The sequence below is a fragment of the Thermoleptolyngbya oregonensis NK1-22 genome (genome assembly GCF_032705245.1).
GTDB lineage: Bacteria > Cyanobacteriota > Cyanobacteriia > Elainellales > Elainellaceae > Thermoleptolyngbya > Thermoleptolyngbya sichuanensis.
In genome coordinates this window covers 4,392,031-4,407,558 of record NZ_CP053540.1, presented here as the reverse complement: position 1 = coordinate 4,407,558, position 15,528 = coordinate 4,392,031, and the positions used below count along the sequence as shown (strand labels likewise).

Annotated in this window: 16 protein-coding genes; 9 read left to right on the top strand and 7 right to left on the bottom strand. The window is 56.5% G+C overall.

Features of this window, described 5'->3' with window-relative positions; translation table 11 throughout:
• Window positions 1-298 precede the first annotated feature (298 nt).
• From HNI00_RS18465 to tmk, 3 genes are all read right to left on the bottom strand, one after another.
• Entirely contained in the window at window positions 299-1,795 is a 1,497-nt protein-coding gene (locus HNI00_RS18465; RefSeq protein ID WP_316788304.1) for an MBOAT family O-acyltransferase, read from the bottom strand.
• Window positions 1,796-2,386: 591 nt separating this feature from the next.
• On the bottom strand, window positions 2,387-3,394 hold the full coding sequence (gene holB, locus HNI00_RS18460) for a DNA polymerase III subunit delta' (RefSeq protein WP_316788302.1): 1,008 nt from the start codon (window positions 3,392-3,394) through the stop codon (window positions 2,387-2,389).
• Window positions 3,379-4,020: a dTMP kinase gene (tmk, locus tag HNI00_RS18455; RefSeq protein WP_316788300.1), complete on the bottom strand. Its 642-nt coding sequence runs from the start codon at window positions 4,018-4,020 to the stop codon at window positions 3,379-3,381. Before tmk ends, holB begins: the two co-directional genes overlap by 16 nt.
• A gap of 394 nt (window positions 4,021-4,414) precedes the next feature.
• Between tmk and HNI00_RS18450 the strand changes: the two genes are divergently transcribed.
• The 5 genes from HNI00_RS18450 (at window position 4,415) to HNI00_RS18430 (ending at window position 8,123) form a co-directional block, all read left to right on the top strand.
• On the top strand, window positions 4,415-4,783 hold the full coding sequence (locus HNI00_RS18450) for a hypothetical protein (RefSeq protein WP_255548816.1): 369 nt from the start codon (window positions 4,415-4,417) through the stop codon (window positions 4,781-4,783).
• Window positions 4,784-4,786: 3 nt separating this feature from the next.
• Window positions 4,787-5,452, top strand: a complete 666-nt coding sequence (locus HNI00_RS18445) for a class I SAM-dependent methyltransferase (RefSeq protein ID WP_316788296.1) — start codon at window positions 4,787-4,789, stop codon at window positions 5,450-5,452.
• Window positions 5,453-5,629: 177 nt separating this feature from the next.
• Window positions 5,630-6,694, top strand: a complete 1,065-nt coding sequence (locus HNI00_RS18440; RefSeq protein WP_316788293.1) for a M42 family metallopeptidase — start codon at window positions 5,630-5,632, stop codon at window positions 6,692-6,694.
• A gap of 177 nt (window positions 6,695-6,871) precedes the next feature.
• Window positions 6,872-7,381 (top strand): DUF7980 family protein, encoded by a 510-nt coding sequence (locus tag HNI00_RS18435; RefSeq protein WP_316788292.1) that lies wholly within the window; start codon window positions 6,872-6,874, stop codon window positions 7,379-7,381.
• A 298-nt stretch (window positions 7,382-7,679) separates the two neighbouring features.
• Window positions 7,680-8,123: a pentapeptide repeat-containing protein gene (locus HNI00_RS18430; RefSeq protein WP_316788290.1), complete on the top strand. Its 444-nt coding sequence runs from the start codon at window positions 7,680-7,682 to the stop codon at window positions 8,121-8,123.
• A 106-nt stretch (window positions 8,124-8,229) separates the two neighbouring features.
• Here the strand turns inward: HNI00_RS18430 and HNI00_RS18425 are convergent, their stop codons facing one another.
• Complete coding sequence (locus HNI00_RS18425; protein ID WP_297079619.1) at window positions 8,230-8,658, bottom strand: ssr2422 family thylakoid membrane protein; 429 nt, start codon at window positions 8,656-8,658, stop codon at window positions 8,230-8,232.
• A 184-nt stretch (window positions 8,659-8,842) separates the two neighbouring features.
• Between HNI00_RS18425 and dcd the strand changes: the two genes are divergently transcribed.
• Entirely contained in the window at window positions 8,843-9,424 is a 582-nt protein-coding gene (gene dcd, locus HNI00_RS18420) for a dCTP deaminase (protein WP_068508153.1), read from the top strand.
• A 289-nt stretch (window positions 9,425-9,713) separates the two neighbouring features.
• Complete coding sequence (locus tag HNI00_RS18415; protein WP_316788285.1) at window positions 9,714-10,373, top strand: pre-peptidase C-terminal domain-containing protein; 660 nt, start codon at window positions 9,714-9,716, stop codon at window positions 10,371-10,373.
• A 123-nt stretch (window positions 10,374-10,496) separates the two neighbouring features.
• On the opposite strand, the gene HNI00_RS18410 is transcribed toward HNI00_RS18415, so the two are convergent.
• Both HNI00_RS18410 and HNI00_RS18405 read right to left on the bottom strand, forming a co-directional pair.
• Entirely contained in the window at window positions 10,497-11,444 is a 948-nt protein-coding gene (locus HNI00_RS18410; RefSeq protein ID WP_316788282.1) for an NAD-dependent epimerase/dehydratase family protein, read from the bottom strand.
• Window positions 11,445-11,704: 260 nt separating this feature from the next.
• The gene (locus tag HNI00_RS18405; protein WP_316788280.1) at window positions 11,705-12,049 is read right to left on the bottom strand and encodes a hypothetical protein; all 345 of its coding nucleotides are present in this window, start codon (window positions 12,047-12,049) and stop codon (window positions 11,705-11,707) included.
• A gap of 787 nt (window positions 12,050-12,836) precedes the next feature.
• Between HNI00_RS18405 and typA the strand changes: the two genes are divergently transcribed.
• The gene (gene typA / locus HNI00_RS18400; protein WP_172355324.1) at window positions 12,837-14,627 is read left to right on the top strand and encodes a translational GTPase TypA; all 1,791 of its coding nucleotides are present in this window, start codon (window positions 12,837-12,839) and stop codon (window positions 14,625-14,627) included.
• 26 nt (window positions 14,628-14,653) lie between these two features.
• Here the strand turns inward: typA and HNI00_RS18395 are convergent, their stop codons facing one another.
• Window positions 14,654-14,905, bottom strand: a complete 252-nt coding sequence (locus tag HNI00_RS18395) for a thioredoxin domain-containing protein (protein ID WP_316788276.1) — start codon at window positions 14,903-14,905, stop codon at window positions 14,654-14,656.
• Between the two features lie 157 nt (window positions 14,906-15,062).
• Between HNI00_RS18395 and HNI00_RS18390 the strand changes: the two genes are divergently transcribed.
• Window positions 15,063-15,488, top strand: a complete 426-nt coding sequence (locus HNI00_RS18390; protein WP_316788274.1) for a GNAT family N-acetyltransferase — start codon at window positions 15,063-15,065, stop codon at window positions 15,486-15,488.
• Window positions 15,489-15,528: the final 40 nt, after the last annotated feature.

Here is a 15,528-nt window from a genome sequence, read left to right as displayed (position 1 = left end):
CCGAAGCACTCCACAGATTTACCGAAATCACTGCCAATTCATACTGTCTAGAATGGCAGGGGCGATCGCCCTTTTTCTAGCAAAAACCCCTAGCTTTTACAAAGCCTTTAGATTTTTGAGAAAAAGTATGCGGCTTTTGACTTTTCTCAAAAACTATCCGGATTTTCTGAATGCGATAGGACTCACGCAGTGAGACGATTTCTCGCGGGCTGCACCCGTGAAAAATCGTCCAAAATCCAGAAAATTTATCGCAAGTGTGTCAGTCCTGTACTAGAAATCGAATACTAGAAATCGAATACTAGAAGTCGAAATAAATGTAAGGCGGGCTTTCGTTGGGGGCCAGCAGCCAGGCCGCGAACAGGCAGAGAGGAACCAGCAGCAGCTTGACGGGCCAGTTGAGCCGCAGCTTTAGCCAGCGGTTGACCGCATACACCAGCGTCATGCCGCCGAAAAGCGCCAGCAGCAGGAGCGAAAGATGGAGGCGATCGCTCTGAAACGTCTCAACATAAATCTTTTGGGCAAACTGCACGTCGGCGGGGTGTCCCCACAGCCGCTGCACCACCAGCAGTGAATCTTGCAGGTTGGGCAACCGGAAAAAGATCCAGGCAAACAAGACGGAAGCCTGCGTCAGCCCCCAGCCCAGCAGCGTTCCCGGTACGCTTTTCCAGCCTGCCCTCAGCCAGCCCCACTGCTCGCTCAGCGCGTCCGTCAGGCGATGCACCACCAAGAACAGTCCGTGCAGCGCTCCCCAGACAATGAAGCCCCAGCCCGCGTCGTGCCAGAGTCCGGCGATAATCATCACCACCATCAGGTTGAGGCAGGTTCGCACCAGGCCTTGGCGGGAACCCCCCAGCGGGAAATACAGATAGTTGCGGAGCCAGTCGCCCAGCGTCATGTGCCAGCGTCGCCAAAAGTCCGCAATGCTGGCGCTGAAGTAGGGAAAGTTGAAGTTTTGCGGCAGGGTGATGCCCAGTAGCGCAGAAAGGCCCCGCGCCACGTCTACATAGCCGCTGAAGTCGAAATAAAGCTGGAACCCGTAGGCGGCGATCGCCAGCCACAGGTCGCCACTGCCCGCCCGCGCTATGTTGTCGAAGCTAAGATTTACCAGTGTGGCCAGATGGTCGGCAATCAGCAGCTTTTTCACTGCGCCACAGGCAATGAGCCACAGACCCTCGGCAACCTGGGGCGTGGTCAGCGACGGCTGGGCCTGAAACTGCGCCGCCAGCGGATGAAACCGGGTAATCGGGCCCGACAGCAGCTTGGGGAAATATAGCTTGTAGGCTGAAAACTTGAGCCAGTCGAAGGTAGCAGGCGCACCGCGATACACGTCCACCAGGTAAGCAATGCACTCAAAGCAAAAGTAGCTGATGCCCAGCGGCGCGATGAGGGTTTGCCCAAGGGTGGCCGCCCCCGTCGTCAGCACAGGCAGCTTGAGCCAGTTGCCCAGCACCGCCCCAAAAAACGGAATGTACTTGAACCCCAGCAGCAGCAGCACATTCAGCCCAATGCCAATGATCAGCAGCCGCAGCCGCCGACGGTTCCAGTCGTGCTGGGCAAACTGCCAGTTTTCGTTCTCGATCCGCCAGTCGATGGGCGCACTCAGCCCGATGCCGATGCGATAGGTCATGATCATCATCACCAGCAGCAGCGGCACGTATTGAAATTGCAGCGAGCTATAGAACACCAGGCTGGCAGCCAGCAGCACCCACAGTTTGAGCGATCGCCCTGGCGCTGACCAATACAGCCCCAGCACGCTGAGGAAAAACAGCCCAAAAAGAATCGAGAGCAGAGTCATGGCGGTGGGATTCGTTTCAAGGAGCAGATTTCAAGTTACCAACCGAAACTCGGCGGGAGGGGATGCTTTGATCCCCCCTGCCCCCCCCTTAAACCAGGAGGGAACCGAACCCAGAGCGACCCAAAGCAGAGAGAACGAGGATCGGAAGTCCCCCTTATTAAGGGGGATTTAGGGGGATCGGTTCGGGTGGGAAGCTTCTGGAAATCCCCCTTAACCCCACTCAAACAAGGGGGGGAACTGGGCCCAGAATGACCTGAAGCAGGGAGAACTGGATCGAAAGTCCCCCTTAAGAAGGGGGATTTAGGGGGATCTTTCAGAGCCTTATGCAAACAATCGAGATGTGGGTTCACAGTAGCCCCAAGGGAGAGGGACTACCGATCCGGTTCCCATTCTCCTTTGGGAGGAGGGCTAGGGGATGAGGGCGATTCGGAACACCAGATCACCAGATCATAATGTTGCCAAGTTAATTTAAGACTCTAAGTTAGGACTCTAAGTTAAGACACTCATTTGGAACACTTAACTGTATCTCAGGTTTGCAAGATCAGACCCAGTTTTTGAACAAGCGCCCCCACATCTAGCGTGTGGGTTCATCTAGGATGGGGATTTGGCAGCAGCGGCGATTTCCATCAGCGTCACTTCCCACACCAAGCGCGGCTGCACGTAGCCCAGCAGGTGACGGCGGGCAGTTTCCATGCGTTCCAGGTGGATGGCGGGCTGCTGCGATCGCCAGTAGGCTTGCTGCACGTAGTCCACCAGCCAAAGCTGGGCTTCCAGGTCTAGCGCCTGATCGATCTGGCGGGCCAGTTCCAGCGCGGCACGGAGAGACGTGGGCACCTGAAGCGCGGCGTGCAGCAGATCCGGCGGAACCGACTGGCGTTGTTGCCACTGGGCGATCGCCTCACCGGGGCTGCCTTGAGCCAGCGCCAGCAGGTCCGGATGCTGCAAAATTTCATCATGCCCCAGGTGTTGCAAAACGGTGGCTAAATCGTCGGTGCTGAGGCGGCGAAAGGGAATCCGCTGGCAGCGCGAGACGAGTGTGGGCAGAAGCGACTCCACACTAGGCGCAATCAGGATTAGCGTGGCGCGGCCGGGTTCTTCCAGGGTTTTTAGCAGGGCATTGGCAGCGGCTTCGGCCATAGTGTGGGCATCGTCCACCACGACGACGGCGCGGGGCGCTTCCAGCGGCGGACGACTGAGAAAAGTAGCAATCTCCCGAATTTGCTCTAGCCGAATCTGCGGGGGCGATCGCCGCTTGATGCCCTGTTCCGCTGCCTCGGCCGCCGACAGCCGCTTGCCCTGATGCAGGTAGGTTGGCTCTATCCAGAGAAAATCGGGATGGTTGCGCTGGGCGATGCGCTGCTGGCGGGCGGCTGAAAATGGCTCCTGGAAATGATGCGCCAGCAGTCGCTCGGCAAAGCCCAGAGCCGCCAGACTGCGCCCTACGCCCGCCGGCCCAGCAAACAGATAACCCGGTGCAATGCGATCGCGCTGGAGGGCGCTCTGCAATAGCTCGACGGCCTGCGGCTGGCCGACGAGATTTGCAAATGCCTGGGTTGTGTTACCAGTTGGATCAACGGAACCCGTTAGGGGCTGCACCATTGGGCGATCGCCTCTTGCAAAATCTGCTGCACGTCCTGAAACACCTCGTCGGCACGGCGGTTTGCGTCCACCCGCCGAATTCGCTGGGGATACGCCGCCGCCAGTTCACAAAATCCCTGCCGCACCCGCTGATGAAACTCGACCTGGTTTTGTTCCATGCGGTCGGCGCTGCCCCGCCGCTGGGCCCGGCTGAGGCCCGTGGTCACGTCTACATCCAGCCACAGCGTCAAATCCGGCTCCAGCCCGCCCGTGGCAATCTGGTTAAGCTGGTGAATCAGCGCCAAATCTAGCCCGCGCCCATAGCCCTGATAGGCCACGGTGGAATCCGTAAAGCGATCGCACAGCACCAGCGCCCCCCGCCGCAACGCCGGCCGCAAAAATCCCTCCACATGCTGCGCCCGATCGGCCGCAAACAGCAGCAGTTCTGCCCGATCCTGCGTTGGCTCTGCCAGATCGGGATGCAACAGCAGTTTCCGAATCTGCTGCCCCAGTTCTGTGCCTCCTGGCTCTCGCGTTTTTACAACCGTAAAGGAACTGCCATCAAACTGGTTCATGAGCCAATCGTGCGATCGCCCCAGTTGTGTCGTTTTGCCGCTGCCTTCGCCTCCTTCAAATACAATGAGCATCCCTTTGTTAGGCAGAGGATAGGGCTGTAATTTCAGCGAATCTAGTAAATTTTGCATTGATCAAGGAATACTTTTCACCTGATTTCATCTGAAACTGGGCGGCGCGGCAGCAGCACTCAAATCAGAGACAAAAAGTTGCTGAATTCTGTACAGCAGAACCGTTTTGTTCAGAAAAGGGCATGGTAGAATGCGCCAATAATTCGCTATGTTAATTTCTTTATCCACAGCCGCCGCACTCGGCACAGTCTGCTGCTCACTGCGTCTCGCGTAAGGGCATTGCGTTTTGGATTGTCCGGTAAAGTGTAACGTTCTGCAAGTCCCGCTAGGCGACTGCCCTTGCTGTCGTTTGACAGTTGGCTGAATGAGTTTGCTATCATTTTTTAATTGCACTTGCGTGTCCGAGGTTACTATGGCTCGCTATACCCAGTTGTTCACGATTGCAACGCCGCTCGATCGCTTTCGGCAGTTGCTGGAGGATGTGCTCCAATCCTGCAACTGCGCGGTGATCTACGACGGTGAGGACTACATGGTGGCCCGCGAGAAACCCGGTGGCGTTACCTATGCCCAACTCGTCACGGTGGAGGTGCTGATCGATAAAACGGCGATCGCCACCCCTAAGGACGAAGTCCGCATGAATGTGGTGGTCAAAAACGAAGAACTGCCGCTCAAAAGCGATAATCACTGCTGGCGCATGTTTAGCTTGGTGAACCGTGCCGTTGCCGAGAATAATCACTGGAATCTGCTGAGCAGCACGGCGGGGTAAGGTTTGGCAACGATCCTGCGAGATCTGAGCTATCGCCATCAGTGGCTCTACAACAGCATTTCCCGTCTGGCGGCCGTGGCAGCGGGCGGCGAGGCCCGATTTCGGCAGCTTGCGCTGGCGGGGCTAGCCTTTGACAAAAGCACGCAGATTCTCGATCTCTGCTGTGGCAGCGGGCAGACGACTCGATTTCTCGTGGAGCGATTTCCGCAGTCCGCTGATGAGCAAGCTCTGCCGGTTACCGGGCTGGATGCGTCTCCACTGTCCATTCGCCGCGCCCAGCAGAATGTTCCCCAAGCAACCTTCATAGAGGCCTGGGCAGAAGACATGCCCTTTCCCGATGCTCAGTTTGACCTCGTTCACACCAGCGCTGCCCTGCACGAAATGCAGCCCGACCAGCTTCGGCAAATCCTCAAAGAATGCTATCGCGTGCTAAAACCCGGCGGCATTTTTGCAGCCATTGACGTGCATAAGCCAACAAATCCGCTCTATATGCCGGGTCTAGCCGTCTTTTTCTGGCTATTTGAAACCGAAACCGCCTGGCAATTCATTCAAACCGATCTGCCCCAACTGCTGTCGGAGGTGGGTTTCCAGACGGTCACTCAGACACTCCATGCAGGTGGGAGTTTGCAGGTTTTGCGGGGCGTGAAGCACGGAGGCGGTTCGGAATAAGAACGAAAAACGAAGAACGAAGAACGAAAAACGAAAAACGAAGAACGAAGAACGAAGAACGAAGAACGAAGAACGAAAAACGAAGAACGAAAAACGAAACTTTTTCTCTCTTCGTTCTTCTGTTTTCGTTCTTCCCTCTTCCCTCTCCTCCTTTCGCACACCGATCGCTCCCAAACCATGCCCTACGACGATCTGTTTCAGCAAATTTCCGATCTCGTCATGTGCCACTCGCCGAGCGGGGTAGAGGGCGAGGTGGATGCGTATTTGCTGGAGCGGTTTCGGGGGCTGGGCCTGGAGGCGTGGCTGGATGAAGCGGGCAATGCGATCGCCAAGATTCCAGGCCGCAACTCTGGAAAACAACCGGACGATGCGGCGCGTCCAGGGATTGCGATTACTGGTCACAAGGACGAAATTGGCGGCATTGTGAAATCGATCGGCGAGGCGGGGCGCGTGCAGGTGCGAAAGCTGGGCGGCGCGTTTCCCTGGGTCTATGGCGAGGGCGTGGTGGACTTGCTGGGCGATCGCACGACGCTGAGCGGCATCCTGAGCTTTGGGTCGCGCCATGTCTCGCACGAGTCGCCCCAAAAGGCGCAGCAAGAGGATCAGCCCGTGCGCTGGGAAGATGCTTGGGTCGAAACCAAGTGCAGTTTGCAGGACTTGGAGGCGGCGGGTATTCGTCCGGGTACGCGCATGGTCGTGGGCAAGCACCGCAAGCGCCCTTTTCGGCTGGGCGACTATATCGCCAGCTATACGCTGGATAACAAAGCCTCGGTCGCCATTTTGCTTGAGCTGGCCAGAGTGCTGAAGGAACCCGCCCTGGACACCTATCTGGTCGCCTCTGCCAAAGAAGAGGTGGGCGCGGTCGGGGCGCTCTATTTCAGCCGGAATCGATCGCTGGCAGCGCTGATTGCCCTGGAGATTTGCCCGCTGTCTTCGGAATACCCGATCGCCGATGGAGAAGCGCCAGTGCTACTGTCGCAAGACGGCTACGGTCTCTACGACGAAGGACTGAACCAGGAATTGCGCCAGTCCGCAGAGCAGGCGGGCGTTCCGCTCCAGTTTGCCGCCATCAGCGGATTTGGCAGCGATGCCTCAATTGCCATGAAAATGGGGCACGCCGCCCGCGCTGCCTGCCTCAGCTTTCCTACCCAAAACACGCACGGCTATGAGATTGCTCACTTGGGGGCGATCGCCAACTGTGTTCCCGTTTTGCAAGCCTACTGCGAGACAGACTGGCCATGAGGCACTGCAAGAGGCGCTGCAAGAGGCGCTGCAAAGGGAGCCTTGGATTTAGGGAAATTAAGGGAACTCAGGCATACTCGGCTTTGGTAGACCAAATCGGACGCAAATTAACGTAACTTGGACATGACTTGACATCAGCAGGTTTTCCACAGATCTTCCACCGCTTTCCCAAAACCCATGACGCAACCCCCTGCCCCCCAAACTGCAATAGCTCCTCCTTCCCCAGATTCAGATGCACTCCCCTCGCCATCGCCAGGATTTCTGCTTCGGCGCTGGCTCAAAAAGCTGCGCGGCGGGCTGGTGTTTGGGATTGGCTATATGCTGTCGCCGCTCTCCTGGTGGAATGATCTGGTGTTTAACCTGCCCGTGGCCTATGGGTTTGGGTATGTGGTCAGCCGCTTTGCGCCAGAGACGCTAATCCCCTGCACCATCGCCGGATACTGGCTCTCCAACGTGCTGGGCATTTTGATGATGCAGTGGGGAGTGATAGACGTGGTGCAAAATCAGCCCCGTCCGCGACATCTCAAACGAGAACTGCTGACCAGCCTGGCAACTTCCACAGTCTATACCGTGGTGATTTTGGCGCTAGTGCAGTTCAACGTGCTGCAACTGCCGGAGCTAATTGCCGACGATGGCTCGATTAACCTGCGGCCGCTGATGAGCTGGTTGGATTCGGTGTGGAGTTAGCGAACACTTCGGGATTGCGGTTGGGATTGCGGTTGGGATTGCGGGGACTGTCTTACTGCGATCGCCGCTCTGGTGCAGCCCGCTTGTGCAGGCAAAGCTTGTGCAGGCAAAGCTTGTGCAGGCAAAGCTTGGGCAGCCCACTTGTGCAGTCAGCGCAGGGTTCTGCCTATTGAGAGAGCAAAACCCCCGATCGCATCATCCACCCGCATGAGGGCAGTTTCGGTTGCCAGTGACATCGTAGAAGTAGGGGTGTATTACTCGACTTTTACGTATTGTCTATCGTCTTGGGAGGTCACTGATGACCCGCAACAAGCGCAACCGTTGGCTGGCGATCGCCCTCGTCTCCACGCCATTGCTAATCGCAACCCCTGCACAGGCCGAAAACCCGGATCACGTCTTCCAACTGCTGTCTACCGGAGCCTGTGCCCGCTGCGACCTCCAGGGGGCTGATCTGCAAGGGGCCCATCTCATTGGAGCCGACCTGCGCGGAGCCAATTTGCAGGGCGCAAATCTGCAAAGTGCCAATCTGGAAGGGGCAGACCTGGAAGGCGCAAACCTGACCTCGGCAAACCTGACGGATGCCTATGCCACCAACGCCAGCTTTATCAAGGCCAACCTGACCAACGCTAACCTGACCAACGCAACGGTTTTCCACGCCCAAACAACGGGTGCAACGCTGCGAGGCATTAACCTGGCGGGTGCGGAGACTGCGGGCAGCAATCTGAGCGTCGGCGGTGACTAAGCCTCTGTTCTCGCAACAAAACGCAGCCCAGCACCAAACGCGCTGAATCTAACGCGCTGAATCCAACGCGCTGAACCAAACGCGCTGCATTCTAAATAACCCAAACCTATCGCCTTAGCACCGACGTAACAATCACCGTCAGCGTTGCTGAGGCGATTAGCGTAAAGGCAAGCTGCACAACCCACTGGGTCGCCCGCTGATAGTCATTGAAGCGATCGTTGAAGCGCTCTTGCTCGTTATCCAGTTTCGTAAAGCCCTTGGACAACTGTTCAACATCCGTTGAGAGGGTATCCACCCGCGTTGAGAGCGTATCGACCCGCGTTGAGAGCGTATCGACCCGCGTCGAGAGCGTATCGACCTGTGTAGACAGCGTATCCACCTGCGTCGAGAGCGTATCCACCCGATTGGTCAGCGAGTTGAACTGGGTTGACATGCCAATGACCCCGGTCGAAAGCTGCTCTAGCCGGGTCAACACCTGCTGCTCAAAATTGCTGCTGTTTTCGGATTGGTCTGGATGATCTGGATTAGTTGTCATGCCACTATCCTACCAAGCCGCTCTGCCTAGTGAAGGCGTTTCGCGTCGTCTCAAGGTTCCAAAAACTCCCAAAAATATCCTGAAGCGAGAGTGGATACGACGCTAGATATGGGATGATCTTGATTTACTTACGCTACGGGTTGTTTTATCAGGAATTATTCTCCAAAGGACTGGGCAAGTGGCAATGATTAAGAACGACACCTGGATCAAAGAACAGGCCGCCGCTGGGATGATTAAACCCTTCGAGCCAAAACTCGTGCGATCGCTCGACGGGTTTCCGGTCATCTCCTACGGCCTCAGCAGCTTTGGCTACGACGTGCGGCTCTCGCCGGTCGAGTTTCGCATTTTCCGCCATGTACCGGGCACGGTGGTCGATCCCAAGCATTTCAACCCCGCCAATCTAGAAAGTACCGAGCTACACGAAGACGAGTCTGGCCAATATTTCGTGCTGCCGGCCCACAGCTATGGGCTGGGCGTGGCGCTAGAGCGGCTGGAAGTGCCCGACTACATCACCGTTATCTGCATGGGCAAAAGCACCTACGCCCGCTGCGGCATCATCGCCAACATCACGCCTGCCGAAGCCTCCTGGCGCGGACACTTAACCCTAGAATTTTCCAATTCCTCTAGCGCCGACTGCCGCATCTATGCCAACGAAGGCGTGGTGCAGCTTCTCTTTTTGGAAGGAGAACCCTGTGCTGTGAGTTATGAGACGCGACAAGGGAAATATCAAGATCAGTCTGAGGTGGTGACGCTGGCGCGAGTATAGGTTCCTGCTCTGCTCGTTCTGCGTGTTGCTTTTTTAACCCTTTCTGCCAAGATTTGTCAGGAAATCCCACCGCCAGGGCTGAAGTCTATGAGAGTCAATATGCTCAATATGCAAAGTCTATTGGCAAATTTGCAAGATCATTAGCAAGGTCAGTCAAGAGACACGGCGTTTCAGGAATCAGGGCCATGCCTTTGCCATCGGTGTCTTGGATGTGTCTTGTAGATGCCTTGTACGTGGCTTGTAGATGATCGAGCAGTCAAGTAACCCAGTCGAGGATATTGTGAGAACCATGCTGAAACGATTTGAAAAGGCGAGTGTGGTGTTGGCAACGGTGTTGGTTTTGGGCGGTGGGTCTTGGGTGGCGACGACTCGCCCAGCCGCTGCACAGGTGCTATTTGAGGAGCGGGGCAGCCTGGCCCCAATGCAGAATGAATACACCTTTGCGGGCAAGGCCGGCGACACGGTGACGATTTCTATGACCAGCACCGACTTTGACACGTTTTTGGTGTTGCAGTCGCCCTCAGGGCAAGAAATCGCCAGCAACGATGACTACGCCCGCAGCCTGAATTCAACAATTGTGATTACGCTGCCTTCTAACGGCACGTATAAGGTACTGGCTCGCTCCTTTTCAGGACAGGGCGGCAATTACTTGTTAACTGTGCGTCCAGCAACACCCTACGACCAGGCCTATTCTCGCGCTACTCAGGTTTATCGAACAGGCGACATGAATGCAGCGCTGACTGCGTTTAACGAGGCGATTCGTCTGGATTCCAGCCGTCCCGAAGCCTACCTCGATCGCGCTGATGTGCATTATGTCCAGGGCAACCTGAACGGCACGCGGGCAGACTATCAGCGGGCGATCGCCCTCTATGAACAGCAGGGCAACAGCGATATGGCTCAGATGCTCCGCGAACAGTTGACCTATCTGGACGAGGTTCCCCCGCAGTAGGAACTTGCCCAGTTCGATAGGGTTCCTTTCGATGGGTTTCCTAAGGTTTTGCGATGACTTCTCGTGGGCACAACTCGCGAGAAGTCATTCAACTGCACCAGCCCCGACCCAGTAACCCTGACCTTAATAAAGCGCCTGAATCCACTCCCACTCCCGCGCCAGCCCTTCTTTTAGAGAAACTTGGGGGGCGTAGCCAAGGAGTTGCTTTGCCTTGGACACGTCGGCGGCGGTGTGGCGGGCATCTCCGGCGGCGTTGCCAACGTGCTTGCGGCGCAATGGTTTTCCAGTGATTTGGTCGATGGTGTCTAGCACGTCCGTCAGCACGACTCGGCTCCCGCCGCCGATGTTGAAGGTTTCGCCGATAGCAGCCTCTACGCTGGCAGCAGCTAGATTAGCGGCGATCGCATCGCTGACAAAGGTAAAATCCCGCGTCTGCTGCCCGTCGCCATAGATTGAAATCTCACGGTCTTCCAGCACCGCCTTAAAGAACTTGTGAAACGCCATGTCGCTGCGTTGGCGCGGCCCGTAGACCGTGAAATAGCGCAGAATGCTGACGGGCACATTGAAATTTTGATAATAAAGCTGACACAGATGTTCGCCTGCCAGTTTGGTAATGCCGTAGGGCGAAACAGGCTGTGGGCAGAGCGTTTCAGCCGTTGGCAGGGTTTCTGCATTGCCATAGATCGAAGACGACGAAGCAAACACCAGCCGCTTTAAGTTGGGAGCTTGCTTGGCGGCCTCTAGCAAAATCTGCGTGGCGTTGACATTGCGCTCGGTATACAGGCGAAAGCCCTCGCCCCAGCTAGCCCGCACGCCGGCCTGTGCCGCTTGGTGAAACACCACATCCACGCCTTCAAGCAGCATGGTCCAATTCAGCGTTTGGATGTCGGCTTCGATCAGGTGGAAGTTGGGGTTTTGCTCCGCCGTGGCGATGTTCTTACGCTTGAGCGCCGGGTCATAGTAATCATTAAACTCGTCGATGCCAATCACGCGATCGCCCCGATTGAGCAACGCCTCCGTCAAATGCGACCCAATGAACCCCGCCGCCCCCGTCACCACACACGTCGCCATACCTGTTGCCCACTCCTCTGGAATCGCCTGCTGTGCCAACCCTGCGCTGCCGTTTCAACGGGCGATGCGCTTTTCGGCAAATCCAGATTCTACACCCCAGCTAGAGGTCTGGAAAGGGCACAGTGTGACGGTTTTGCCGTGACGGTTTTCCAGCGACGGTTTCACTGCAACGGTTTTCCAGTGACGGTTTTCCAGCAGCGGTTTTCCTAGCGCAAATTTCCCAAACTCGCGGTCAGGCTTATTTCAGACTTGTTTCAACCTTATTGTGGCGGACGGTTTAGCAGCGCCTCAAACTCTTGCTGCATCGCCTGCACGTCGGCAACCCTGGCCACCAGGACGTTTTCTCTGCCCGCATCTTCGAGCCGCTGCCGCCAGTGGCGCACCTGTTCGCCATTGTTCAGCCAAAAGTTCACCACGCTGTCTACCACGGCATCCAGGTTCCATCCCCGCTTTCGGGGCACCGTTTCCACGGATTCCAGAAATGCATCCAGCGTGCAGCGATAGGCTCCCAGATACTCTGCGCCCCGATGGGTAGGGGTGCTGTGCTGATGGCTAAAAAACGACAGAATGGGCGAAATGCCCACCAGTTCAAACGAGTAGTTCATAGCTGACTCTTACCGCTGGTTTAATCTCAGTGCTGATTGGTTAGGTGCGTTGATAGGCGCGTTTTTCAAAAAGGTGACGCAAACCGTAGATTGCTGAAGGGCTAAATAAATGGAGGAAAAAGTATCAGAGACAACCCCGTGAGCAGCTTCAGCAAGAAGCGCGATCGTCCAGTTGGTATGGGATGTAACTGTTTGAAACCCCCCGTAACAACATCTTAAGCATGGGATTTTAATGGCTCTATCTGAGAAGCGGAAGGCCCTAGCCGAGCAAGTTCAAAAAACTTTGAAATTCGCCGCTTTGACCTGAAACGCCATTGGGTTGTGGCCTGCGAAAAAGGTGAACGTCCGGCGTGTTGGGGATATTTTGCGGGACGATTTTGGGGGACTGGCTAGGCTTTGGGTGAGATTGGGCAATCTCAGCACAGCGGGGCAAGCGGATTGGGTAACGAATAAGCTAGAATCGTTACGGCTTCTTTACACGGAATCTGGTGCTTCGGCAAGAAAGAATTTCTTAAGAGGTAGGGGCTAGAGACTGGAGCTTAGAGGCTAGAGCTTGGAGGCTGGAGCTTGGAGGCGATCGCCCCTAGCACCGAGTCCAGAGCTTTTTCAGCAGCGTTCACCAAGCTTCTGTACCGACGGTTCCCCATAGGTTCCCCATAAAGGATTCCACAAAGATTCCTAAATCCCGCCCGCTGCTCTTTGCTAAACCACCCAGAGAGTGCTGGCATTGCCAGATTTCAACCCACCCCATTCACGCATTATTCACTTTCAACCGGGACTTCTCCTTATGACACTGCCGATTCGCAATGTTGCCATCATTGCCCACGTTGACCACGGCAAGACCACGCTGGTAGACGCGCTGCTGAAACAGTCCGGCACCTTTCGAGAAGGCGAGGAAGTCCCCGACTGCGTGATGGACTCCAACGCGCTGGAGCGTGAGCGCGGCATCACCATCCTGGCGAAAAACACCGCCGTCCGCTACAAAGACACGCTGATCAACATTGTGGACACGCCTGGCCACGCCGACTTTGGGGGCGAGGTGGAGCGAGTGCTGGGCATGGTCGATGGCTGCGTGCTGATTGTGGACGCGAACGAAGGTCCGATGCCCCAGACCCGCTTTGTGCTGAAAAAGGCGCTGGAAAAGGGGCTACGTCCGGTGGTCGTGGTGAACAAAATCGACCGTCCCCAGGCTGATCCCTTCGGGGCGATCGACAAAGTGCTGGATCTCTTCTTGGAACTGGGCGCAGACGACGACCAGTGCGAGTTTCCCTATCTGTTTGCGTCGGGACTGAGCGGCTTTGCCAAGAAGGATCTGGACGACGACAGCACTGATATGAAGCCCTTGTTTGAGGCAATTTTGGAGCATGTGCCCGCGCCCGTTGGCGACCCGGCCAAGCCACTCCAGCTTCAGGTAACGACGCTCGACTACTCCGAGTATCTCGGTCGTATTGTTATCGGCCGCATCCACAACGGCACGATTCAGGCGGGGCAGCAGGCTGCGCTGGTGACGGAAACGGGGGCGGTGGTCAAGGCAAAAATCAGCAAGCTGCTGGGCTTTGAGGGGCTGAAGCGGGTAGAGCTAGAGAGCGCCACGGCGGGCAATATTGTCGCAGTGGCGGGCTTTGCCGATGCCAACATTGGCGAAACCATCACCGACCCCGAAAATCCCCAGGCGCTGCCGCTGATCAAAGTCGATGAACCGACGCTGCAAATGACCTTCTGGGTCAACGATTCTCCCTTTGCGGGCAAGGAAGGCAAGCTGGTTACGTCTCGCCAAGTGCGCGATCGCCTCATGCGCGAGCTAGAAACCAACGTTGCCCTGCGCGTCGAAGAAACCGACTCGCCCGACAAGTTTGCCGTGTCGGGTCGGGGTGAAATGCACTTGGGCATTTTGATCGAAACGATGCGCCGCGAAGGGTACGAGTTTCAGGTGTCGCAGCCGCAGGTCATCTATCGAGAAGTAAACGGGCAACCCTGTGAGCCGTTTGAGCTGCTGGTGCTGGATGTGCCGGAAGAGAGCGTCGGCGGCTGTATCGAGCGGCTGGGTCAGCGGCGCGGCGAGATGCAGGATATGCGCGTCGGCGGCAACGGCCGCACTCAGTTGGAGTTCGTAATTCCTGCACGCGGGCTGATTGGTTTCCGGGGCGAATTCATGCGCCTGACTCGCGGCGAAGGCATTATGAGCCACAGCTTTTTGGACTATCGCCCCCTGTCGGGTGAGGTGGAAACCCGTCGCAACGGCGTGCTGATTTCCTTTGAAGAGGGCGTGGCCACCTTCTACGCCATGAAAAACGCCGAAGACCGGGGCGTGTTCTTTATCACGCCAGGGACAAAGGTTTACAAAGGAATGATCATCGGCGAACACAATCGCCCCCAAGACCTAGAGCTAAACGTCTGCAAGACCAAGCAGTTGACCAACCACCGAGCATCGGGCGGCGACGAACTGGTGCAGCTTCAGGCCCCGGTGGAAATGAGCCTGGAGCGGGCGCTGGAATACATCGGCCCGGACGAGCTGCTGGAGGTCACGCCAGAGTCGATCCGCTTGCGAAAGATGGTGAAGAAGCTGGCAAAGCGCTAATGCCGCAATGGCAAGGACGTTAGACGTTAAGGATCAAAGGTTAGATCGACAGCCTTTTTGAATAGAAACCGGGACGAGGTAAGCCTTGTTCCGGTTTTTTTCGTGATCCAAGCAGTTGAATCGAGCATGATAATCCTGAAATGGATAGCTGCTAATCTGAGGAAGCCGTCCGCAAAGCCCAGGTAGTGATCGACCAGCGCTGGCTGCGTCAGGCTAGAGAGGGTAATCGGTTCGCCGTTTTGGTTGGGCAGGGTTACGTCGGGAAAGCGATCGCCCACGGTTGGGGTGGTGGTTATGGCTGCGGCCCACGGCAGAGGGAACCTTCATGCTGACATGCCGCTCCAGCCCTAGAATGAGGAAATCCTGAGCGTTTTTCCTAAAACTCAAAAGCCTGACGGGAACAGCGCTATACCGATCGAAAACTGCTTCAGAAATATGCCCAACATTGCGATCGCCACCTCTGAGCTTGACCTGTTGCGCTGTTTTCCCGTGCTGTTGGAACTGCGGCCGCATTTAGTCGAAGCTGAATTTATAGCGCAGGTACGGCGACAAGCACAGCATGGCTTTCGGATCGGCTATCTGAGCGAAGAGGATGCCGTAAAAGCCGTTGCCGGATTCCGCCTGACGGAATCGCTGTTTGCCGGGCCGTTTCTCTATGTGGATGATCTGATCACCACCGAGTCGGCCCGCTCCAAAGGCTATGGGGAGGCGCTGTTTGGCTGGCTGGTAGACTATGCCCGCGCCCACGGCTGCCGCTCGATAGAGCTAGATTCGGGGGTACAGCGGTTTGCAGCTCATCGGTTTTACTTGTGCCAGCGGATGGCGATCGCCGCTCACCATTTTTCTCTGCCGCTGACCTAGCGTTGACCTAGTGTTGACCTAGCGTTAACCCAGTGCTACC